The sequence below is a fragment of the Mesorhizobium sp. RCAM 05104 genome (assembly GCF_059683645.1).
In genome coordinates, this window is sequence record NZ_JCASJA010000002.1 from 74,413 (window position 1) to 94,766 (window position 20,354).

Annotated in this window: 21 protein-coding genes and 1 pseudogene; 3 read left to right on the forward strand and 19 right to left on the reverse strand. The window is 61.4% G+C overall.

The window, feature by feature from the left end; translation table 11 throughout:
* Positions 1-314: 314 nt before the first annotated feature.
* Positions 315-1,256, reverse strand: coding sequence for a pirin family protein (locus AC56QP_RS35515; RefSeq protein ID WP_489863789.1), 942 nt, complete (start codon positions 1,254-1,256; stop codon positions 315-317).
* A gap of 417 nt (positions 1,257-1,673) precedes the next feature.
* On the opposite strand from AC56QP_RS35515, the gene AC56QP_RS35520 reads away from it, so the two are divergent.
* On the forward strand, positions 1,674-2,633 hold the full coding sequence (locus AC56QP_RS35520) for a LysR family transcriptional regulator (protein WP_489863922.1): 960 nt from the start codon (positions 1,674-1,676) through the stop codon (positions 2,631-2,633).
* A 249-nt stretch (positions 2,634-2,882) separates the two neighbouring features.
* Here the strand turns inward: AC56QP_RS35520 and AC56QP_RS35525 are convergent, their stop codons facing one another.
* From AC56QP_RS35525 to AC56QP_RS35535, 3 genes are all read right to left on the reverse strand, one after another.
* Entirely contained in the window at positions 2,883-3,194 is a 312-nt protein-coding gene (locus AC56QP_RS35525) for a DUF2285 domain-containing protein (RefSeq protein WP_489863921.1), read from the reverse strand.
* Between the two features lie 244 nt (positions 3,195-3,438).
* Positions 3,439-3,633, reverse strand: coding sequence for a transcriptional regulator domain-containing protein (locus tag AC56QP_RS35530; protein WP_489863788.1), 195 nt, complete (start codon positions 3,631-3,633; stop codon positions 3,439-3,441).
* A gap of 129 nt (positions 3,634-3,762) precedes the next feature.
* The gene (locus AC56QP_RS35535; RefSeq protein ID WP_489863787.1) at positions 3,763-4,272 is read right to left on the reverse strand and encodes a Y4oE-related protein; all 510 of its coding nucleotides are present in this window, start codon (positions 4,270-4,272) and stop codon (positions 3,763-3,765) included.
* Positions 4,273-4,621: 349 nt separating this feature from the next.
* Here AC56QP_RS35535 and AC56QP_RS35540 point away from each other — a divergent pair, with 349 nt between their 5' ends.
* Positions 4,622-4,828 (forward strand): helix-turn-helix transcriptional regulator, encoded by a 207-nt coding sequence (locus AC56QP_RS35540; RefSeq protein ID WP_140671377.1) that lies wholly within the window; start codon positions 4,622-4,624, stop codon positions 4,826-4,828.
* Between the two features lie 150 nt (positions 4,829-4,978).
* On the opposite strand, the pseudogene AC56QP_RS35545 reads toward AC56QP_RS35540, so the two are convergent.
* The 3 genes and pseudogenes from AC56QP_RS35545 to AC56QP_RS35555 form a co-directional block, all read right to left on the reverse strand.
* A pseudogene (locus AC56QP_RS35545) lies at positions 4,979-5,111 on the reverse strand (ArdC-like ssDNA-binding domain-containing protein); the annotation flags it as partial.
* A 592-nt stretch (positions 5,112-5,703) separates the two neighbouring features.
* A complete protein-coding gene (locus AC56QP_RS35550) occupies positions 5,704-5,985 on the reverse strand; it encodes a hypothetical protein (protein ID WP_489863785.1) in 282 nt (93 codons plus the stop codon).
* 295 nt (positions 5,986-6,280) lie between these two features.
* Positions 6,281-6,820: an ATP-dependent DNA ligase gene (locus AC56QP_RS35555; protein ID WP_497101100.1), complete on the reverse strand. Its 540-nt coding sequence runs from the start codon at positions 6,818-6,820 to the stop codon at positions 6,281-6,283.
* A 50-nt stretch (positions 6,821-6,870) separates the two neighbouring features.
* Here AC56QP_RS35555 and AC56QP_RS35560 point away from each other — a divergent pair, with 50 nt between their 5' ends.
* Entirely contained in the window at positions 6,871-7,527 is a 657-nt protein-coding gene (locus AC56QP_RS35560; RefSeq protein ID WP_497109063.1) for a peptidase dimerization domain-containing protein, read from the forward strand.
* Between the two features lie 177 nt (positions 7,528-7,704).
* Here the strand turns inward: AC56QP_RS35560 and AC56QP_RS35565 are convergent, their stop codons facing one another.
* From AC56QP_RS35565 to nanR, 12 genes are all read right to left on the reverse strand, one after another.
* Positions 7,705-8,436 carry an SDR family NAD(P)-dependent oxidoreductase gene (locus AC56QP_RS35565; RefSeq protein ID WP_489863784.1) on the reverse strand — a complete coding sequence of 244 codons (732 nt, stop codon included), beginning with the start codon at positions 8,434-8,436 and terminating at the stop codon, positions 7,705-7,707.
* Between the two features lie 123 nt (positions 8,437-8,559).
* Complete coding sequence (locus tag AC56QP_RS35570; RefSeq protein ID WP_489863783.1) at positions 8,560-9,393, reverse strand: SDR family NAD(P)-dependent oxidoreductase; 834 nt, start codon at positions 9,391-9,393, stop codon at positions 8,560-8,562.
* A gap of 576 nt (positions 9,394-9,969) precedes the next feature.
* Positions 9,970-10,422 carry a pyridoxamine 5'-phosphate oxidase family protein gene (locus AC56QP_RS35575; protein WP_489863782.1) on the reverse strand — a complete coding sequence of 151 codons (453 nt, stop codon included), beginning with the start codon at positions 10,420-10,422 and terminating at the stop codon, positions 9,970-9,972.
* A gap of 231 nt (positions 10,423-10,653) precedes the next feature.
* Positions 10,654-12,633 (reverse strand): D-apionate lactonase family protein, encoded by a 1,980-nt coding sequence (locus AC56QP_RS35580; protein WP_489863781.1) that lies wholly within the window; start codon positions 12,631-12,633, stop codon positions 10,654-10,656.
* Positions 12,630-13,724: an ABC transporter ATP-binding protein gene (locus AC56QP_RS35585; protein WP_489863780.1), complete on the reverse strand. Its 1,095-nt coding sequence runs from the start codon at positions 13,722-13,724 to the stop codon at positions 12,630-12,632. The genes AC56QP_RS35580 and AC56QP_RS35585 overlap by 4 nt, the downstream gene beginning before the upstream one ends.
* 11 nt (positions 13,725-13,735) lie before the next feature.
* A complete protein-coding gene (locus tag AC56QP_RS35590; protein ID WP_497101071.1) occupies positions 13,736-14,584 on the reverse strand; it encodes a carbohydrate ABC transporter permease in 849 nt (282 codons plus the stop codon).
* The gene (locus AC56QP_RS35595) at positions 14,584-15,525 is read right to left on the reverse strand and encodes a carbohydrate ABC transporter permease (protein ID WP_497101072.1); all 942 of its coding nucleotides are present in this window, start codon (positions 15,523-15,525) and stop codon (positions 14,584-14,586) included. The genes AC56QP_RS35590 and AC56QP_RS35595 overlap by 1 nt, the downstream gene beginning before the upstream one ends.
* Before the next feature lie 105 nt (positions 15,526-15,630).
* Positions 15,631-17,286, reverse strand: a complete 1,656-nt coding sequence (locus tag AC56QP_RS35600; protein ID WP_489863778.1) for an extracellular solute-binding protein — start codon at positions 17,284-17,286, stop codon at positions 15,631-15,633.
* A gap of 117 nt (positions 17,287-17,403) precedes the next feature.
* Positions 17,404-18,456 (reverse strand): NAD(P)-dependent oxidoreductase, encoded by a 1,053-nt coding sequence (locus tag AC56QP_RS35605; RefSeq protein ID WP_489863777.1) that lies wholly within the window; start codon positions 18,454-18,456, stop codon positions 17,404-17,406.
* Positions 18,457-18,470: 14 nt separating this feature from the next.
* Entirely contained in the window at positions 18,471-19,247 is a 777-nt protein-coding gene (locus AC56QP_RS35610) for an HpcH/HpaI aldolase family protein (RefSeq protein WP_489863776.1), read from the reverse strand.
* Positions 19,248-19,297: 50 nt separating this feature from the next.
* Positions 19,298-19,603: a putative quinol monooxygenase gene (locus AC56QP_RS35615; protein ID WP_489863775.1), complete on the reverse strand. Its 306-nt coding sequence runs from the start codon at positions 19,601-19,603 to the stop codon at positions 19,298-19,300.
* Positions 19,603-20,310: a transcriptional regulator NanR gene (nanR, locus tag AC56QP_RS35620; protein ID WP_489863774.1), complete on the reverse strand. Its 708-nt coding sequence runs from the start codon at positions 20,308-20,310 to the stop codon at positions 19,603-19,605. The genes AC56QP_RS35615 and nanR overlap by 1 nt, the downstream gene beginning before the upstream one ends.
* Positions 20,311-20,354: the final 44 nt, after the last annotated feature.

Genomic DNA, 20,354 nt, shown 5'->3' on the forward strand with positions numbered 1-20,354 from the left:
AGCAATGTCGCTGCGCCGGCTGCAGCGCCGGCAATAAGTATCTCTCTGCGCTTCATTTACTTCTCCGATCGATTGATATTTTTAAATGAGTTCCATCAAGCTGAAGAGGCGCGCGCTCGACCATGACTGCCAACTCAAGCCGTTTCTCGCCAATGACAGTGGACTGATCCAGTATCAGACACCGCCATGACCACCTTGGCCGCCCGGAATGCATTCTGGATGTCCACCGCGCTGCGGCGCTCTACCCGAGGCATGCCAGAGAAAATTGCGGCGAAACTTGTCGATAGCGATTTCCATAGTGCCTACTTGCCAGGTCATGAGCCGGCAGACTCGACCCGCGGCGGCTCTGGCGGCAACGGGATGAACTCCGTTTCGCCAGCGACTTCGGGGAAGCGGCCCTGCCGCCAGTCGTCCTTGGCCTGCTCGATCCGGTCCTTGGAGCTCGAAACGAAGTTCCAGTAGATGTGACGCTGCTCGGGAAAAGGTTCGCCGCCGACTAGCATCAGATGCGCTCCGCCGCGTGTGCTCACGATGATCTCCGCGCCAGGCTTGAAGACGACAAACTGCGCTTCGCCGAAAGTTCCTGTCTGGCCGGCGATTTCGATCTCGCCAGAGACGATAAACACCGCCCGCTCAATATGCTCCGTGGGCACTTGCAACCGCGCGCCAGGCTTGAGCAGGGCGTCGACATACATCAGGTCCGAATAGACCGGCACCGGCGAGCGTTCTCCGAACGCACTGCCCGCAACTACGGTGAGCGAGGCTCCCTCGGCCTGGAGCCTAGGCAGAGTGCCGTTGGCGTGATTGGAGAAACCCGGCTGCATTTCTTCGAGCGCCTTGGGCAAGGCGACCCAGATTTGCTGGCCGAACATCGTTCCACCTTGAGCCTGCAACTTCGCGGGTGAGCGCTCGGAGTGGACGATGCCGCTGCCCGCTGTCATCCAGTTCACGTCACCGGGACGGACCGTCTCAACGCTCCCGATGCTGTCTCGATGAACCATTTCGCCTTCGAGGAGATAGGTGAGGGTCGACAGACCGATATGGGGATGGGGGCGGACATTCAGGCCAGCCCCTTCTCGAAACACCACTGGTCCGAAATGATCGAGGAAAATGAAGGGACCAACCGTGCGGCGCTGTGCGGATGGGAGCGCACGGCGAACCTTGAACCCATCGCCCAGATCGCGAACAGGCGGAACGATCAAATGTTCCACTGCCGAGTCTGGCAGGGCACTCGTAACAGTCATTGCCGCCTCCATTGCAGAGTTCCAATTTGGCGCTGTCGCGCAGAGACCACGCTCCAACAGCGCAGTTTTCATCTCAAGAAGGACGTTGAGGTCCCGTCATCACATCCTGCATGGCTTTCAGGGGCGGATGTGTTGCGCCACCCATCGGTTAGGCTCGGGGTTCGGTAGAATTTCTTGATCGCGTCTAAGGATCGTAAATGCCACGTGCGTAGGTGTCGGGAAAGCCGGTATGTTACGATGCTATCCATCGGCACGGCCGATGGCTTTAAATCATCGAAGCATCCGTGGTCGACACGCAGTTTTGCCGGCGCGCCTTGCCGCCAACGATTGTATCGGCGAGCGTTGACGTGTCAGTGGGCGCTTGCATAAATAGGAGCAGCCTGCATGTTTTTAGGAAATCCATCGGTAAATTCGATAGAAAGGCCCAACGTGCTTGATGGTGTATCTCTCGACCAGTTGCGGACCTTTGTTGCTGCGGCTGACGAAGGAAGCTTCTCTGCTGCGGCCCGACGCCTCAGGCGAACCCAGTCCGCCGTCAGCGAAGCGATGGCCAACTTGGAGACGCAGCTTGGTGTCACGCTTTTCGACCGCAGCGCTCGATATCCGCGGCTGACGACCGAAGGTGGTGTCCTTCTTGCCGACGCTCGGGCTGTCGTTTCCGGCGTAGATGGCATGAAGGCACGCGCGAAGGGAATGTCGGGCGGGCTGGAGGCGGAGCTGGCTGCGGTGATCGACGTCTTCTTTCCGATCTCCGCGATTGCCGAGGTCGCTCACGAGTTTCGCGGACAATTCCCCGCCACACCTTTGCGGCTACTTGTCGAGGCCCTCGGCGGCGCGGTGCAACCCGTCTTGGATGGTCGCGCGAGCATCGGCATTGTTGGATCTTTGCCAGTACTGCCCTCTGGCCTTGTGGCTGAGCGTGTCACCAGCGTTGACTTTGTCATGGTCGCGGCTGCAGACCATCCGCTCGCGGCGTATGGTGGCCTCATTCCACGGGATGAGCTGGCGCGACACGTTCAACTGGTGCTGACAGATCGATCCGATCTCTCGGCCGGGAGGGAGATCGGAGTCATATCGCCTTCAACCTGGCGGTTGGCTGACCTGTTTGCCAAGCACGCCTTTCTCATCAGCGGGCTGGGTTGGGGTGGCATGCCGCTCCATACCGTCGAGAAGGAGATCGCCGAGGGGCGGCTTGTTGAACTTTCGATCCAAGATATACCACGGGGCGGACTTGAGCTGCCGATATCGGCCATCTACCCAATCGCCTCACCTCCGGGACCCGCGGGCCGTTGGATGATCGAGCGCCTTAAACAGTGTTCAAATGAAATGCGGGGCAAATGGCCTATGGACAAGGTCTTCTCGATGTCCATGTCCGGCCCCGGGCGGTGATTCTGATACAGATCAATGTGATCGGTCTGCAGGCGACGCAGGGCGTAGTGTTTCCGAGCGATGGTCGAGTCTCTCGCGCACCATTGTGTCGTCGACACCGAACAAGACTGAAGCCGAACAACCGCTTTCGGAGAACGCATCGCCATCCTAAAGGGCCGAAATTGGGCACAAAGCCGCCATTTGCTTCACGATTGAGAGTAGGTGTCGGCTTGGAGACAGCACAAGAAGTGGGCAACGCGGCGGCACTCGTCAGAGATGGCGCCTTCGCGCGCGCAACAATTGGCGGTAGTCGCGCTCGACCATCTTCAGTCCGTCGCGCACGAGGCGATGCGTCTGGTAGCGAAAAGGCGAGTCCTGCCAGCCGGCGGCGCTGACCAGCCGCCGACCGAACAAAGCGGTCGCGACTTCAAAATGGGATGCCTGCTGGTCGCGGCCATCCAGGCATCGCAGCATGAGGCCAAGGCGTCGGCGCTGGGCGGCAGTCAAGCGAGCGTCCGGAACGTGCTGCCTATGGATCGAGCGAATGAACCGTTCGATCGCCTGGAGCCTGTCGTACGCCATGTCGTCGAGTGGAATGATGGCAGCCAGCGGTTCGCCTGGCTGCGCGTCTGCGAGAAGCGCCAGTTGCGTGCCGTCCGGCGCGGAGCGCACGTGATGGCCCACTTCGTCACGCTGGCCAGCGGCCAGTGAAACGTGGAGGGCGCGACCCTCCCGCACTCGCAGATTCGGCGGAACCTCGACTAGGTTCACGACCCCAGGGTCGATCTGAGGCGCCCAATAGACGGGCTGCTCGAATGCAGTTTGGTCAGGCCTGGCGGCGAAACTGCAAACCCCAGCGCTTGCGCAATGCGTGCATCGCCTTGGCCGAGCGAGAGGACGCGAAGTCCTGCTGATACTGAGGATTGCGTCGCAGGAACTCCCAGGCAATCGCATCGGCGGCGGCCCCTTTGACGAACGCATATGCCTGTGGGTCACGCCACTGCGATGTATCCGCCTTCATCCGCATCCTTCCCTTCTCAAGGATTTGATAGGGGGATGCGGCGTTGAGCGAAATCCTTGGATTCCGTCATTGACGAATGGACGAGGAGATATCCCGGCGACGAACGATCAGGCCGAGCTTTTGTGATGTCTACTGGCTTGCGCCTTGCAGTGTCTTGAATGTGTCCGTCCAGGCGCGATAGGCCTCATCATTGCCCTGGCTCCATGCGCTGAAGGCGCGCCAGGCAGCGAACGATGATGCAGGCTGCTCGAACAGCGAGCCGATCGGCTGATCGCCTGCGGGCCAGCCGGGAGGCTGATCGCTTATCGCTTCATGCGTGAGGCGCCGCAGATCGGCCAAGGCCGAGCGGATGTGCGGCAGCGGAAATTCGCAAAGGTCGGTGTTGTCAGTCGCCTCCCGAAGGATGACCGCGAGCTTGGCGACCACGCCCGCCAGGGACTGAGCAGGCGTCGCGGCAATCTCAGCCAGCAAGGCGTCCGCCTTTTCAGCGCCATCCTGCCCTTCCTTTAGGAAATCAGGACAGTCGCGGTCGGCGCCAACCCCCTCCCCGCGCCCAATCACTTCGCCTACAGGCATGAGCGCGCCGCACTCCAGGACCCCCTCCTCAGCCTGCTGCTGCCGGACGCACGAGGCCAGCATCGCAACGTGAGCGTCAATCCAGGCAAGGGACAGGAGAAGTGCTGGATCGGCCGACGGCTGGTTGTCGCCAATTGGTGGGGATTGTGAAGCTGCCTTATCTCCACTCACCGGCGCCTCCCGTTCTCACCCGTGACGAAAGGTCAATTGGTAGCTATCGTCAGAATCAATGAAGATTCTGAGCTATCAACGTCGTCGCGTAGTGGGGCCGAGCGAGGCTATTTCGCCAGACCTCATCAATGACTTCCGTAGGGTGGCATACTAAAAGCGGCTTTTTTGACCTATGTCAACCAAAAAGAACGATATTGAGAGTGATGCGATCTCTGTTCAGCAGTGTCGTGCTGCACGAGCCATGCTCGGATGGAGTCAGGGCGACCTAGCCGAGGCAGCCGCTGTTTCCAGGACTACGATAGTAGACTTCGAGAGGAGTATTCGTATTCCGCACCGAAACAATCTTGCTGCGATCCGCCGTGCGTTTGAGGCAGCGGGAATAGAATTCCTTGCGGAAAATGGCGGCGGTGCGGGCCTGCGATTTGCGCGAAGGTCTGATCAGACCTAGAGCACTCTCGCCTGGCGCGATTGCCAGGCGAGAGGATTTCGATTTACTCGCCGTTGCGGCGGCTGGGGCGGGACCAGATGAGACTGTGGCCCTCGCCTTCCTCGTCGGCGAAGAGGTTGGCGTAGATCGGAGCGGTGAAGCGACGCTTTTGTCGCGACGTCCCCCATGGCTGAGCCCAAGGAAAACGACCCGCTTCCAGCTCGGCAATTATCTTGCCAGTGATCTCGTCGTAGAGGTTCGACCGGCCGGCGACAGGATGAGTTCGATTGGTCCGGACAGACATTGCGGTTCTCCGCGACGGGCGCCGAAGGCCTCTCCTTCCGCTTTTAACCCGTCGCGAAAAACCCGCCCCTCCTCTGACTCTCCGTCGGGAGAGCTCCTGCTCTCCCGACCATGTGAAAAAGGGCGTACAAGGCGGAAGCACCGAAATGTCAGTCAGCGGGAATAAGTCAGTTCGGTGCTGGAGCAGGTTCGTGGCCCTGAGACCGGTTCAACAGGGCGGCCGAAGGAGCATCAGCATAGCGCCGCCGTGAGGCGGGATGCGGGACCGACCGCCCCCGGCGAAGGGCGCCATATGAAACTTTGCTCGCTAACGTGACCGCGGAGCAGGAAGCCATCCCCCCGCATGACGCATGTGGTCGATCCGGGCCACAGCTAACCCTCACCGGCCGATATTCACGAAATGACCGCCCTGCATACGCTTGCCGGCTTTCGCCATTTCAGAAAGAAAACGCCAAGACGGAAGCGCAGCTGGCGATCCAGCGCGCCATGATGCGCGCCGGGAAGCCTTTATAGCTGAGGATTGTAGGCACAGCAGCCCGAGCCGCAGTTATTCGAAGGCGGACCCGGGGCCCGCCTTCGACGTCCGGCCTGGATTAGCCGCCCATCTTCTTTGCCATGGCGCAGAAATCTGCGTGCGACTTATTGAGCGTGGTATCGCCGCAATCTTTCAACACCGCTTTCTGCTCATCGGGTTTCATAGACGTCCATGCGGCCTTGAAATCCTTTTCCGTCTTCAAAGTTTTCATGCCGGCATCGGTGAAGAACGGTGACATCTTTGCCGGATCGTCGAGTGCAGATGTGTTGCCAGCGGCAAGAGCCGAACCGGTCATCATCGCAAGCGCCATCGCGCCCATTGTGAGCATCTTGGTGTTCATGGTTTCCTCCGTCGTTGGGTCATTCAGCATGACCTTCGGAAAAAACGTCGATTACCGAACTCGGTTCCCAGCGCTCCATTAGCGCAATCCCTGCATTACGAATTTGTAGCCCGGAATGCCGTGGGCCTCAGCCGCCCGTTTCGCATCCACACAGCCATTTCAATGATCAGCAGCGCGGGGGGTCAGAGATCGGCTCGTCAGGTAAATGGCCCGATATCCAATCGTAGATAAAATCGCTACCTCGTCTGCTCATTCCTCTCGGAAATCTTGCAGCGAAGCGTGCCGCAAATCTTCCTCACCGCGCAAGTGTTTGACGCGGCCGATCAGTCCGGGCCTGACCCAGTGGGTCGCCGGCCGTTTCATCCCCATGGGCGCCCGGCCCTGCGTGCTCCTGGACACGCTTCCACAGGCGCTCACGGATCGCGCGGCTGGAATTGATGAAGGCCGAGCCGACATACTTGCCGGTTTCCCTGTCGGCCATGAGCGCGAACGCAGGCTTGCCGGCCTCGCGCTCCACGCCAAGCAGATCGTATTCGTCGATGGCGTAGCATTTCGTCTTCAGCCAGTTCGTCGACGGGCCGCTGCGATACTTGCTGTCGCGGCGCTTTGATACCATGCCCTCAAGTCCGGCCTGGTCGAGCAGATGATAGATCGCATTGGCTTCGCCCGGCATCGGCTCGCTGAACTGGATGCGCCCGCCGGGCTCGATCATGCCGGCCAGGATTTCACGCCGCTCTTCCAGCGTCATGTCGCGCAGATCGTGGCCATTGAGGTAAAGCAGGTCGAAGGCAACGAAATAGAGATCATGCTGCCGGCGCGTGATCGCCTGGCGCAGCTGGCCTGGGAGTTCCGTCGGGCAGCCTTGCGCTCGACGTCGGTGAGTTCCTGGCGACGCGGAAGTTCACGGTCAGGTTTTCTGGATTGGCCGCACACGCCGGGAAATCACCGGAGCAAGGCCGAAACGCGCTGCTCGCTGCGTGTCAGGCCGCCCTCGGGCTACACAGCCTCGCTCAGTCGGGCGAACCCGGCGTTAGGGTCAATGTAGGAACATTGCATGCAGGCGCGACCCTGAACGTCGTGCCGGACGAAGCGGTTCTGGAATTTGAGATCCGCGCCGCCGCGATGCCGGCGCTACAATTGCTTGATATGCGATGCCGGCGAATGATTGAGGCGAGCGCCGGCGCTTACGAAGTCACGACAGGTATCGAGCTTCGGGGCGAAGCATCGGATTGGCGCAACCCACCGACGATCGTCGACTGGGCCAAATCGGCAAACAGCAAACTTGGCGCTTTTGCGAACGTCCTGGACGCCCACTCCTTCGGAGCGAGCGAGGACGCAACTCTTCTCGCCTCAGCTGTTGCCGATCGAGGCGGGATTGCCGGTATCTTTGTTCTAGGCGCTGACATAGCGGACGGCCATCACACGCCACATTTCGACTTCGACGAAACAGTGCTTGCGGGCGGCACCCTCTTGTTGAGCGGCTTGATCGCGGCCGCGCTTTCGACTGAAAAGCAGGCTTCTGCGCAGACGCCACGTCTGTAGAGGTCGACCGGCGTGCGAAAGGTCGCGCCACGGTCAGGCCCCTCGCCGTTTCCTTTTCCTCGGGCGCTCTCCTCGCAATGGAGATGCAAGTACGCTGCCAGCCGCGGCGGCGTTGCCTCCGCTGGCCGAGGGTCGGCATGACGTCAGGCGATCAATGCTCAGCGCCATCAACAGGCTTCACGATTTCCGTTCCTGCAGAATGTTCCCGCCGTCGACAACGAGGACCGCACCGTTGATATAGCTGGCGGCAGGCGATGCAAGGAAAACGACTGCCGCTCCAACCTCTTCTGGGCGACCGGCACGTCCACATGGTGTGTTCAGGGCCGCTGACAACTCGGAGGGTGTCGACGCACCAGTTTGAATCCAGCCGGGAGCGACCGCGTTGACCGTAACCCCATTCGAGGCCACCTCGAGTGCCAGCGCATGGGTCAATCCCACCATGCCAGCCTTGGCCGCAGAGTATGCGGAAGAACCGGGACTCGATACGTACGGCCCAGTCACCGAAGCCACATTTACGATGCGCCCATATCCTGCCGATAGCATTGCTGGAAGGAAGGCCCTGGTGACCAAGAAAGCGGTCTTGAGGCTCACCGCGAGTTCATGATCCCATTCATCATTGGCAATTTCTGTGAGGCGCTTTTCAAGGGCGGGCTTCGCTCTTGTGCCCATCCCGGCATTGTTGACAAGAACATTGACCCTCCCGAGTTCGGACAAAAGGCGATCGACGTCCTCGGTCAGGGTTAGATCGCCTATGTGGCCACTTGCAGTGTGACCTGCGGCATTCAGTTCGTTCGCACGGTCGAGCACGCGATCCGTGGTTGCGGATAGTGCAACTGCGAAACCAGCCTCGGCCAGGAGCCTGGCACAGGCAAAGCCAATTCCATCTTTTGCACCTGCGCCGGTGATCAATGCTCTCGATCGCGTCACTTCAGCTCCCGTTTCGGTTGTTGCCGCGATTGGAGCCGATCACTCTCGGCCGGTCGGGGCATGCTCGTTTTCGATCGTGGCAAGGTTCAATTGAAGCTGTCAGGCCTAATTGGCCGACGTGTCTGCCAGCTTTCCCGAGAATAACGCGGCGCCACGCGTCTTGAGCAGGGCCATGGAAGTGTAATCGAGGATCGACAATCCGCCATCGACCACAAGCGTCTGACCAGTAATGAAGGACGCTTCAGCACTTGCGAGGAAGGCCACCGCCGCGGCAATCTCGTCTGGGGTCCCCATGCGATTGAAGACCCCTGGCGCAGTCTCCCATTCGCCCGAACTATCCGAGCTTAACGCAGGTTCGCTTTCATCCAAAGTTGTAGAGATCCAACCGGGGCTGACACAATTCGCCCGGATTCCGAATGGTGCACCTTCAACCGCCAACGAACGCGTGAGCGCCTCTACCCCCGCCTTCGCAACGCCGTATAGTCCCCAGTTTCCATGCAGTGTAGCTGTCGATGAGATGTTTACGATCGCACCGCCGCCGCAGTCGCGCATTGCGGGGAGCGCGTAAGAAGAGACGAAGTACGTCGAATCGAGATTAGGACCCCGCAACTTCGACCAGCGCAGGCCGGGCGGTTCATTGGCCTCAATGCCCGACCGGCGGGAGCCCACCCCGGCATTGTTGATCACGACATCCAGTCTGCCCCATTGGGCAACCTTGCTCACCAATTCTTCCACTGCCGCTTCGCTTGCCAAATCACATTGGAAGAAAGTTGCGCTACCGCCCGCAGACGCGATCTCCGCTTCTACCTCCAAACCTTTGGCACCGTCGCGACCGACAAGGGCAAGTCTCGCGCCCTCTTTGGCGAAGTACCGCGCTATCCCACGTCCAATACCGGAATTTCCCCCGGTGACGATCACGACCTTGTCTTCAAAACGCATCTCGCCCGCTCTCCTGATGAGATCATTACGCTGCCCAGTCTGATAGTTTAGAATTTTTCGCATACTCTAGCCGTCGCGGAGCCGATTTTTCGACACAGATGTCCTTCTCGCCAACATTGCCAGTGGCCTATCCAGAATGCCCTAGAACGTCAGCGTACTTTCGACAACATCGCCGATTCTCTGCCGCTTTCTCACCTGATTAGGTTGCACCGCAAACGCCTGTTGGAACGTTCGCCCGCCGAAGACGAGCGACATGGACAGCGCCTCACCATGTCGAGGCCGTCTTCGTCTCTGAGGTAACTGCCAACGGGATCGTAGCGAGGCGCATCCGGCGACCACGACGAACACAATACCATCACTTGCTTTATCCTCCCGAGGTGTAGGTTCAGCGCCCTGGTAGCAGGACGATGCTAGACATGGCCGGTGAGGACACATGTTCGAAGCATTTGTCGCGCCGGATTCAGGATGAACCTGCGAGGGGAACTCGGGTGGGAAATACGACTCGGCCAACCCACTCCTTCTTTTCTGGGCATCACAGCCACCCCGCCCCAAGGCTTGTCCTGCGGAGGATCGCACTCAGCAGGTGACGAGATCGGTGTGGCCAAAACCCTTGGAGTAGTCGAGCACGGATATGACCGTCGGCGTCACGCGGAATATTCGGACCTGGTCCGGAGTCGGCATCGGACCTGGCATGGAGGCTTGCTCCGGATACTTCAGCGGCAGCATCCGCAGGACCTTTTCTGCTTCGGCCCGGTCGGCCACCACCTGCGCGCGCGCCGCCATGGAAAGTCCAGTGATTTCCATCACCTGTGGCGTATCGTGATCGATGGTCAATGACACGCGATCATCTCGCGCCAAATTCATTGCCTTCTGGCTTTCCAGACCGCAGAGAAAATAGATGTTAAGGCCTTCGTTCACGTAGCCGACGGTCGTCGCTTGCGGCCAGCCGTCCGGCCTCAGCGTAGCGATTGTCATGATCCGGTGCTGGTCCAACAATGTCAGAACCTTGTTCTTGACCTCTTCGTTCATCGGGCGTCTCCAACGTCATTGCAGACGATCGTAGGGGCCACGGATCGTGTGACATTGATGCACATCAAGGCGATGGCCAGTTAACGCGCCCTGATGGGGAACCAGCAAGTAGCGCCACGAGCGGACATCGACCATCGACATTGACCGCCAGAGGGGACATTCGGCTCTGTTCGCCATTACGATGCTGGCTGTGAGGTCAGCCATCAACCCTCAAAACCACCGCACATCGGGCTAGGTTGAAGACGACGGGCCGAGGTCGACTCGCGCCACGGCATAAGCACCAAGCGAGATGAATTGGTCTTCCAGCGGTGTTGCGGAACTTTTCATGAAATTCGGATCGGTTGCCGCCCGCTCGAACTGGTCGGCGCCAAGAAGGGCAATACGGGCGCTGCTCGGCGCATCCGAAAGCTGCACGGAGTGCGTTTTGGCGGTGAGGTTTGCGATCCACAGGGTCGCGCGCCCATCCCTTTCAGCTGCGATCGCAGCGATGCTGTCAGCTCCGGAAATTTCTACGGACAGCAGAGTGCCTCCGCCGAGCTCCGACAGACCTGCCAACACATGGAAAGCGGGATAGACCGTTCGGCCATCCTGCTGATCATACCATGGCTGCACGAAATCGGCCGTCCTGTAGAGGTGCCCAAACGGGCCGGTGAAGTCGCCGAACGCAACGGCCTCCATTCCCTCGCGCGCGCAGGCCGCGAAATAGCCGAGCGTCCAGGCCGCATTGAACAGGCCGCGCTGGCGCGGGTCGATGCGGCTCAGACAGACGCGGGCGTTCGCTTCATTCGGCGCGGTGGAGCTTCCGTAGGGGTTCTCGCGGCAGCCGAGCTGACTGGGACCTATGCGTAGCGGCACTCGGTCGCCCATGAAAGCATGCGCAGAGCGGATCTGATGAGGGATAGCCTGAAGCGTTTCCATCACCGAGACATCATCTGGCGCGTGCACGCTTGGACAGGTGGTGAAAGTCACGTAATCGAGCGCTTCTGCTGGCGGACGCTTACGGTTGAGTTCGGTGAAGTAAGTCGCCATGCCGCCGCCCAGCGCGATCCCCGGAAAAGCCCGGCGAGCGGCGGCGTAGCTTTCGTGGAAGCTGGGCATGGCAGGCCACGGTGCTCCCGGCTGTACCGATTTCATGTCCTGTGCCGGGAAGACCGTGACGGCTTCCAGATCGAGGCCGATCCCATGAACGGCATCGGCGACCGGCTGCAATTCGCCGAAGGGATCGAGCTTACCCTTGGTAATGATCTCGAGCACGACGCCAGCGCCGGTCAACCGTGCCAGCGCGGCGTAGCTTTCGAGTTCATCCACGCCGTGGCCAAACCGGAGATCGACCTGGCAGACCATCCAGCGCGGAGCCAGACGTCGAATGAGTTCAGCTGCCTTCAACGCATGCTTCGCCTCATCGGCAGCGACGCCGACGCCAATTCGGGGTACTCGGCCGACGGCTGCGCCGATCGTTAGGCTGGTCGTAGGATTGCCCTGTTCTGGCCCCCCGGCAGGAAGCGTCCCCGACACATGGAGCCGGATGGACTGCGTGAATTTTTGGCCTTTGGGCAGGCTGTAGGGCCATGGGCGACGCAGAGGGCGCACGTAGGTCTTATAAGAGGCGTCGGACCAATTGCGTTGATCCTCCATCTCAAAGGCATCGCCTTCCATGGTGCAGGTGGCCCAGGTTCCAGGCGCGATCTCATGCGACAACGCGCGGATGTCGGTGAACGGACATTTGGGATCGATGTCGCCGGGAAACAGCGATAGCTCCTCGCCGCCATCCTCCCGCAGCACCTTCACCGGCATGCCGGCCAGGGTCTCGATCGGATGCAGCACGATGAAGCCGGTCCGGTTGGTCAAAAAGGCAGTCTCTGGCTCTGCCTGAGCGATAAACGACAGCGCGCCATCACTCCTGCCCGAAATCCGTGCCTGGTAGGTCAGGCGACCGGACGCAGCGCCGCATGTTGCACGGTATGCGACGCTGAACGCATCCGGTCTTTCGTCGATCTGGAGATCATCGAGAACGGGCGAATAAGTTCCCCAGTTTTCGTCCCGTACGAGGTACGAGATCCCGCGCAGAACTTCGATCCCGCCAATGCGGATATAGCGCAACGCCCCATTGTCGAACTCGACCGACAAGGCCCCCGTGCGCAGTGTTCGCACCGGCGACTCAAGCTGCTCGGTTCCACACAGGCGGATTGCTCGAGATGCTGCCGAGGTCAAATTGCCCGCTCCGTCGTGGCGTCGAAAATCGAGGCCCGGTTCATGTTGATGTCGATCGGCAGCCTCTCGCCGGGACGGCTGACGTCGTGCGCCCGCAGTTCCGCCATCACCGGCGCGCCGGCAAGGCGAAAGGTCGCATAACTGCGCGAGCCAGTAGGCTGCAGCAGGTCGATGGTTGCATCATAGCGAAACGTGCCATGCGCGGGCGTAGCAGTGAGCGCCCGCGTCAGATGTTCGGGGCGCAGCCCGAGCAGCACCGACTGCCCGTCCGTGGCGCCCTTCAGCGTCCGCCCCGCTACGATCGGCAGCAGACTGTCGGCCAGTTGGATGGCGGCGACGCCGCCGTCCAACTTCAGCGTGCCCGGCAGGAAGCTCATGCGTGGCGAACCCAGAAAGCCAGCGACGAAGGTCGAGGCGGGCCGCTCGAACAAGTCCAGTGGCGCGCCCTGCTGCTCGATCAACCCGTCGCGCATCAGCACGATGCGATCAGCCAGCGTCATCGCCTCGATCTGGTCATGCGTGACGTAGATCATCGTCGTGGCGATCTCCTGGTGGAGACGCTTGATCTCGCCGCGCATTTCGTCGCGAAGCTGGGCATCGAGATTGGACAGCGGCTCGTCGAACAGAAAGATGCGCGGGTTGCGGACTATGGCGCGGCCGATGGCGACGCGCTGGCGCTGCCCGCCGGACAATTGACGCGGAAACCGCCCGAGCAAGGACGTGATCCCGAGCATGCGGGCTGCCTCGGCAACGCGCGCCTCGACCTCTGGCCTCGGCATCTTGCGGGCCTTGAGACCGAAGCCGATGTTCTTGGCCACGCTCATATGCGGATAGAGCGCATAGTCCTGAAACACCATCGCCACGTCGCGGTCGCGCGGCCGGAAATCATTGACCACCTCGCCGCCGATCTCGATCGTGCCTTGTGAACTCTCCTCCAGTCCTGCGATGGTCCTCAAGAGGGTGCTCTTGCCGCACCCGGACGGGCCGACCAGAACGGTGAACTCGCCGTCGCGAATGTGGAGGTCAATGCCGCGCACCGCATGGAAGGCGCCGTAGCGCTTGTGCAAGCCGGTGATCCTGACTTCGGCCATGCCGCCCCTTTCTATCCGCGAACGGCGCCGAGCGTGAGCCCGCGCACGAGATGTCGTTGAGCAAGGACCCCCAGGGCGATCGATGGCACGAGGGAGACTATGGCAAGGGCCGCCGCTTCGCCATATTGCGCGCCCTGGAAGCCGATGAAGGCGCGGAACACCGTTGGCAGCGTAAACGCGGTTCGACTGGTCAAAATCAGCGCGAAGAAGAACTCTGTCCAGCAGGCGATGAAGGCGAAGACCGCCGCCGCGACGATGCCTGGCGCGGCGAGCGGAACGGCAACGCGCCAGAACGCCTCCCAGCGCGTGCAGCCATCGACCAGGGCCGCCTCTTCCATCGACTTCGGCATGCCGCGGAAATAGGCGAACATCATCCACACCGACACCGGCAGCGTGAAGACCGTGTAGGCTATGATCAGCCCGATATGGGTGTCGTATAGCCCGACGCCGCGGTAGATCAGGAATACCGGCAGGACGATGCCGATCGGTGGCAGGAAGCGCTGCGACAGCACCCAGAAGGACAGGTGGTGGCCGCCCGTGTTGTAGCGCGCCAGGCTGTAGGCCATCAGCGTGCCGAGCAACGCCGAAAGCACCGTGGCCGACAGCGAAATGATCAGGCTGTTGATGAGCCCGTCGAGGCCGCGATAGGCGAACAGCGCAGCTTGGTAGTGGACAAGCGTCGGCGCGGCCGGGAACCAGACAGGCGGTACGGTCAGGTAATCATCGCTTGGCTTGATCGAGGTGTTGAACATCCAGTAGAGAGGCCACAGCACGAACACCAGGAAGAAGCCGAGCAGCAGAATGCGGCCGACCGGCACCGACCGGCGTTTCCTGCGGCGGGCGGGTGCGACGGCGGCCATCAGACCGGCTCGACCTTCAAGAGCCGCCGCACCAGCAGCGTCACCACGAGCGCGGTGAAAACCAGGAACAGCCAGCTTCCGGCTGTCGCCTGCGACAGATGAAACTGAGTGAAGCCGACCGTGTAGAGATAGTAGGAGGCGGTGTAGGTTTGCGTGCCCGGGCCGCCGCCGGTCATGATGAAAATGGTATCGAACATGCGAATGGCGTCGAGCAGACGGAAGGTCAGCGCCAACAGCATCATCGGCCCGAGATGCGGCAGCGTGATCGCCCAGAAGGCCTGCCAGGCATTGACGCCGTCGAGTTCCGCCGCCTCGTAGAGGTTCGGGGGGATGGCGGTCAGCCCGGCGAGCAGGACGACAAACATGAAGGGTGTCCACTGCCAGACATCGGCGATGATCAGCGAGACGTAGAGCCATGGCCGCTCGGTCATCCAGCCGATCGTCACCTCCTGCCCCAACAGTTGCGTCAGGATGTAATTGGTCGGCCCGAAAGGCCGCTGGAGCAGCAGCGTCCATGCCTGGCCGACGATGACCGGGCTGATGAATAGCGGCACGATCAGGATCGACATGATCACGCCGCGGCCCGGAAAGCTGCGCACCATGGTGGGTGCCACGAGAAGGCCGAGCACGAACTCGATGGCGACGCTGATGCCCGACAGGCATGCCGTCAGCAACAGCGACCAGCGTGCCACGGGATCAAACACGACCCGCTCGAAGTTCTTCAATCCGACAAAGGCGTGGCCCGGCACCTGGAAGTCGTAGTTGATGAAGGAAACGACCAGCGAGAACAGGAGCGGATAAATCGACAGCGCCAGTATCAAGAGCACCGCGGGCGCGACCAGAAGCCATTTGAAGTGGCGGTCCGCCCATTGCGCGAAGACCGACAGCCGTGGCGGGGCGCCGGCGGCTTTCATGCGACTGATCGTGGCGGTCTGCGGCATCGGCTGTATTCCAAAAATCGCTAGCGGTTGCGGCGAGGTGTTGCGAGCCAAGCGCCCGCAACACCAGTTTTGCGCAGAAAAACCCGGCGTCCCCTCAGGCGGGGCTCAGAGGGTAACCGCCATGCCAAGCTTTTCCACCGTGTTGTCCGCGGTGGCGCCCGGCAGCTTCAGGAACTCGGTGTAGAAGGCCTTCTGCGACTCCACGCCAAGCCGGTCGGTGGTCTCGTTCCACTCCGTTGCCGCCGTCTCCAGCGATGCCTTCGGGTCCGCACCGGCCCACACCGCCGTGCACATCCGGTCGATGCTCAAGAAATAGTCCTGTGCGCCTGGCATGATCGGGTCGAGCAGGCCGACATTGGCCGAGTTGTTGAGGTTGGCCAGGTACTCCTTGGCGCTCGGGAACAGTGCGCCATAGAGCTCCGATTTGAAGTGCGAGATGCGGTATGGGTCGCGCAGCGCGTAGGGCAGCATGCAGCGCGCCAGCGAGATGGGCGGCGAGCAGGCCCACTGCATGAACAGATACGCTGCCTCCGGGTTGGGCGAATCCGCCGACAGCGCCTTGTTGTAGCCGGTGGCATGTTCGGGATTGCCCGGGACGACGGCATAGCCAACCTTGCCAGCGATCTGCGACTGGGGAATGAAGTTGATCGCCGTGGCGGATTGCGAATAATTCGCCGCCATACGGCCGGTGGGAGGCCAGGAATAGATCATCGCAACCTTCCCGGTCAGGAATGCCGCCCAAAGAGAGACGGCGTCGAGTTCGTTGTTGCCGGGGATCGATGCCTTGTTGGCCGCGAGCATATTCGTCAGCGTCTTGACGCCTGCATCCGAAACCAGGCCGGCCTTCATATCGTCGCCGAACAGTTTGCCGCCATTGGCGCGATATTGCTGCAGAAAGTCGAACTGATTGCCCGGGCTGCCCGCCTTGCGGAAGTGGCCGGCGCCATAGACCTTCGGCGCCATCTGGTCGGTAATGAATTGCGCGATCTGGGCGTATTCCTCCCAGGTCTTCGGCGGTGCAAGCTTGGTGTTGAACTTGGCCTGGTAGGCCTCCATCATCTTCGCATCCTCGAAGATGTCCTTGCGGTAATAGAGAGCGAACATGTCGCCATCGTCGAAGAAGCCCCAGATCTTGCCCTTGTAGGTCGGCAGGGCCTTGTAAAGAGGATGATAATCGGCGAGGTCGGCCGGGTTCATGTATTTGGCGATGTAGTCGTCCAGCGGTGCGATGACGCCGCCATCGGCGAGCGAAGGGGTCCAGGCCGGCGAGATGTCGAGGACATCATAGGCGCCCGAGCCGGCAATGTGCTCGGCGACCGCCTTGGAATACTGGTCGGGGTTCGACAGTTCGACCACATTCGACTTCATGCCCGTAAGCTGCTCCCACATCGGTCCGCTGAAATTGCGCGGGTCGAGCGCCTGCAGGCCGACCTCGTAGGTCATGTTGATCGTGACGCCCGCATGCGCCTTGGCCGCCTCGACCGCGCGGAAGGCCGAACCGTCCGCCGGTCCTTCCTTTGATGCTTTCAGGGCCGCGGCCTGCGCCTGGCCAAGCGGCGAAGTGGGATCGGCGAGCTCGAGCTTCTGCTGTGCCAGCGCCCAATCGGTCATCATCGCCAGGATGGGTGCGGACGCCGCCAACATGCCGGTCATCTGGCCGAAGCGGGTTATGAAAGTCCGGCGCGTGATTTCGCCGCGCATGAAGGCGTCGACCTCTGCTTCGAGACCTGCCTGAAAGTCACGTTTTTCATGATCGTTCATAGTGCTTGGTCCTCCCGTTTTCCATTTGCGTCACTCGTCCGCGGGCGCGGCGGCCGAGCATTCCTCCCGTAAAGCCGCCGCGAAGGGGCCGCGGCGGCGCGCCAAATTCTCGTACTTCTAAGTCCCGAAGCGGGCGGCGAAACCGGCCAGCCTCTTCTTCCACAGCGCACTCGAAAGCACCTGGCGGTTGACCACACCGCGCGGCTCGCGGCCGTGCTGGACGTCGATCACCGCCTTGACGTCGGCGGCACCGTTGCCGGCAAAGCACTGGTCGGTCCAGCAAAGCGCATGCGGTGACAGGATGACGTTGTCGAGTTTGAGGATCGCATCGTCGACATCGGGCGGCTCCTGCTCCAGCACATCGAGACCGGCGCCGGCGATGCGGCGCTCCCGCAGGGCTTCCGTCAGCGCCTTCTGGTCGACGATCGGACCGCGCGCGGTGTTGATCAGATAAGCCGTCGGCTTCATCAGCGCGAGCCGGTCGGCATTGACGAGGTGGTGGGTCTCAGGCGTCAGCGGGCAACTCACCGACACCACATCGGCGCGGCGAAACAGATCCTCCAGCCCCACCAGTTCGACGCCCAGTTCGGCCGCTATCTGCTTGTCGGCAAACGGGTCATGGGCGATGAACCTCATATCGAACGGCTTTGCCATGCGAAAGACCTCGGCGCCGATGTTGCCGATGCCAAGCGACCCCAGCGTACGCCCGACGAGGCCGACGCCCATATGGTCCGAGCGCTGCTGGAAGCCATGAGGTCCCTTGCGGGTGAGCGCGTCCTTTGTCAGCAGCTTGCCGGTCAGTGCCAGCAACAAGGTGATGACGGAAACGGCGACGGGCCGTCGCACGCCATCGGGCGTGATGACCAGGGCGATCCCGGCGGCGGTGCAGGCCTCGACGTCGACGGTATCGTAGCCAACGCCGAAGCGGGCGACGACGGCCAGCCGACCGCTTTTGGGGACACTCGTGGCATCGAAGCGATGGGTGAGGAGGATCAGCGCATCGACGTCCTCGAGCTGGTCGGCGCGAAGCGGGCTATTCGATTCCAGGAATGCCATCTCGACGCCCGCTGCCTTGCGCAGCGGCTCGAGGTCGAAGTCGGGATAGGTCAGCGAGCCGTCCGGCTTGCGGAAATCACCGGAAAGCGCCACCTTGAACGTTTTGTCGCCCATCGTCTCCTCCGTTCTTACCGGCAGCCGTCCCGGATCTTGGACACCGCGTCGGCCATCGCGTCGTGAAGGACCCAGACGTCGCCCGAATAACAAATAAAATCAAAGCCTTGCGCATAGAAATCGTGTCCCTGCTGGACGGTGGGCACGAGGCGTCCGAGCGATTTGTTATGCTTCTTGGCAGCGGCGACGATCTTGGCCATCGCAGCGGTGAAGGTGGGGTGGGCGAAGTCGCCGGGAATGCCGAGCGAGACCGACAGATCGAAATGTCCGACCCAAAGACAATCGACCCCGGCCAGTCCCGCAATGCCGTCGATGTTCTTGACGCCGTCGGCGGTTTCGATCAGGCAGATGAACACCGAGCGCTGGTTGGCCGCTTCGAATTTGTCCGCGACCGAGCCAGGACGGTAACGGTCATGCGCGATCTGCAGCGCCACGCCACGGGCGCCAGCGGGATGATATTTCATGGAATTGATGATGTGCTGCGCCTGGTCGACGGTGCTCACCATCGGCGCGATCAGGCCTTCGGCGCCCATATCCATGGCGCGAGCGAGGAAGTGGTAGTCCTGCGAAGGCACACGCACCATGACCGGCAGATCGGCCGCCTCGAAATAGCGGATCGCGCTCTTCACAGTTTCCAAGCTGAAGCCCGAATGCTCCATGTCGAAGAAGACGAAGTCGCAGCCGGCGGACTTCAAAATGTGACCGATACCCGGCGTCGCGAACTCGGCGACCAGCGTCCCGAGCTTGACCCGCCGGTGAGACGCTAGCGCCTTGAGACCTGGCTCCGACATGCACTTGCCTCCCGTTCGCCCCAAAGGGGCGCATTGCGCCTATGCCTTGTTCAAGGCGATGCCTCGAGAACCAGGTCGCAGACCGTCACCAGCTTGGTGTCGACGAGCGGCGCGCTCTGCGTATTGAATTCGTCGAAATGAGCCGTCCGGCAGTGGTCCTCGAATGAGGCCTGGCTGTCGTAAATCTCGTAGAGCAGGACACGGTCGGGCTCGCCGCGCGCCTCCGTCACATCGAAACGACGGCAGCCGGCTTCGCTGCGCACCGACGCGGCCGCATTGGCGTCCACGAGTTCTCGGAACCTCTCCCGGGCACCCGGCTTGAGGCGGAAATCGACCCAGACGACGAAGCCGGTCATCACCTGCCTCCCGCAATTTCCAGATAGCGCTTGGACACATATTCCAGATGCCTGCGCATGGCCGCTTCGGACGCGTCGGGATCGCGCGCTGCGATAGCTTCGAAGATTTCCCGGTGGGCCTCGTAGGCCTTGCGGTCCTCACCCTTGGCCAGGGTCGTGCGCCGCTGTTCGAGCAGCCATTCGGCCAGCGCTGCGTGGATGGCCGTGAAGATTCGATTGCGGGTGATCACCGCCAGCACGTAGTGGAAGTCGACATCCGTGCGCTCGAAGCGCGTCAGGTCGCCGATCGACTGCCGGTTGATTTCGAGCGCCTCCTTGAGGCTTGCAATGTCCTCCGGGGTGGCATTGACAGCGGCGTTGCGGGCAAGCCCGACCTCGAAAAACAAACGCGCGCTCTGAAAGTCGTGCACCCCGCCCGGTGCCGATATCATATGCCGCGCCGGCCCCGAGAGGGAATCGATCACGAATTGGGGAGTGGGTCGAGTGACGCGGGCGCGCTCGCCGGATTTCACCTCGACAAGGCCCATCTTGCTCAGATGCATTAGAGCCTCGCGGATTGAGGGGCGCCCTACCCCGAACTGGCGCATGAGCTCCCGTTCCGACGGGAGCCGGTCGGCTTCGACCAGCTCTCCCTTGCGGATCATCCGCTCGAGGTGCGCTGCAACGTCGTCCGAAAGCTTCCGCTGCTTGATCAGAACTCCGATCATGTGGCATACCTGTTATACCAGTCCGATACGCTATTGCCCCAGAG

What these genes read in the sequence shown, in the direction of transcription:
- AC56QP_RS35515 (WP_489863789.1), bottom strand. Translation starts at nt 1,256, where the DNA reads ATGGAGGCGGCAATGACTGTTACGAGTGCCCTGCCAGACTCGGCAGTG.
- AC56QP_RS35525 (WP_489863921.1), bottom strand. Translation starts at nt 3,194, where the DNA reads ATGGCGTACGACAGGCTCCAGGCGATCGAACGGTTCATTCGCTCGATC.
- AC56QP_RS35530 (WP_489863788.1), bottom strand. Translation starts at nt 3,633, where the DNA reads ATGAAGGCGGATACATCGCAGTGGCGTGACCCACAGGCATATGCGTTC.
- AC56QP_RS35535 (WP_489863787.1), bottom strand. Translation starts at nt 4,272, where the DNA reads ATGCTGGCCTCGTGCGTCCGGCAGCAGCAGGCTGAGGAGGGGGTCCTG.
- AC56QP_RS35540 (WP_140671377.1), top strand. Translation starts at nt 4,622, where the DNA reads ATGCTCGGATGGAGTCAGGGCGACCTAGCCGAGGCAGCCGCTGTTTCC.
- AC56QP_RS35550 (WP_489863785.1), bottom strand. Translation starts at nt 5,985, where the DNA reads ATGAACACCAAGATGCTCACAATGGGCGCGATGGCGCTTGCGATGATG.
- AC56QP_RS35570 (WP_489863783.1), bottom strand. Translation starts at nt 9,393, where the DNA reads ATGCGTTTTGAAGACAAGGTCGTGATCGTCACCGGGGGAAATTCCGGT.
- AC56QP_RS35575 (WP_489863782.1), bottom strand. Translation starts at nt 10,422, where the DNA reads ATGAACGAAGAGGTCAAGAACAAGGTTCTGACATTGTTGGACCAGCAC.
- AC56QP_RS35585 (WP_489863780.1), bottom strand. Translation starts at nt 13,724, where the DNA reads ATGGCCGAAGTCAGGATCACCGGCTTGCACAAGCGCTACGGCGCCTTC.
- AC56QP_RS35590 (WP_497101071.1), bottom strand. Translation starts at nt 14,584, where the DNA reads ATGGCCGCCGTCGCACCCGCCCGCCGCAGGAAACGCCGGTCGGTGCCG.
- AC56QP_RS35595 (WP_497101072.1), bottom strand. Translation starts at nt 15,525, where the DNA reads ATGCCGCAGACCGCCACGATCAGTCGCATGAAAGCCGCCGGCGCCCCG.
- AC56QP_RS35600 (WP_489863778.1), bottom strand. Translation starts at nt 17,286, where the DNA reads ATGAACGATCATGAAAAACGTGACTTTCAGGCAGGTCTCGAAGCAGAG.
- AC56QP_RS35605 (WP_489863777.1), bottom strand. Translation starts at nt 18,456, where the DNA reads ATGGGCGACAAAACGTTCAAGGTGGCGCTTTCCGGTGATTTCCGCAAG.
- AC56QP_RS35610 (WP_489863776.1), bottom strand. Translation starts at nt 19,247, where the DNA reads ATGTCGGAGCCAGGTCTCAAGGCGCTAGCGTCTCACCGGCGGGTCAAG.
- AC56QP_RS35615 (WP_489863775.1), bottom strand. Translation starts at nt 19,603, where the DNA reads ATGACCGGCTTCGTCGTCTGGGTCGATTTCCGCCTCAAGCCGGGTGCC.
- nanR (WP_489863774.1), bottom strand. Translation starts at nt 20,310, where the DNA reads ATGATCGGAGTTCTGATCAAGCAGCGGAAGCTTTCGGACGACGTTGCA.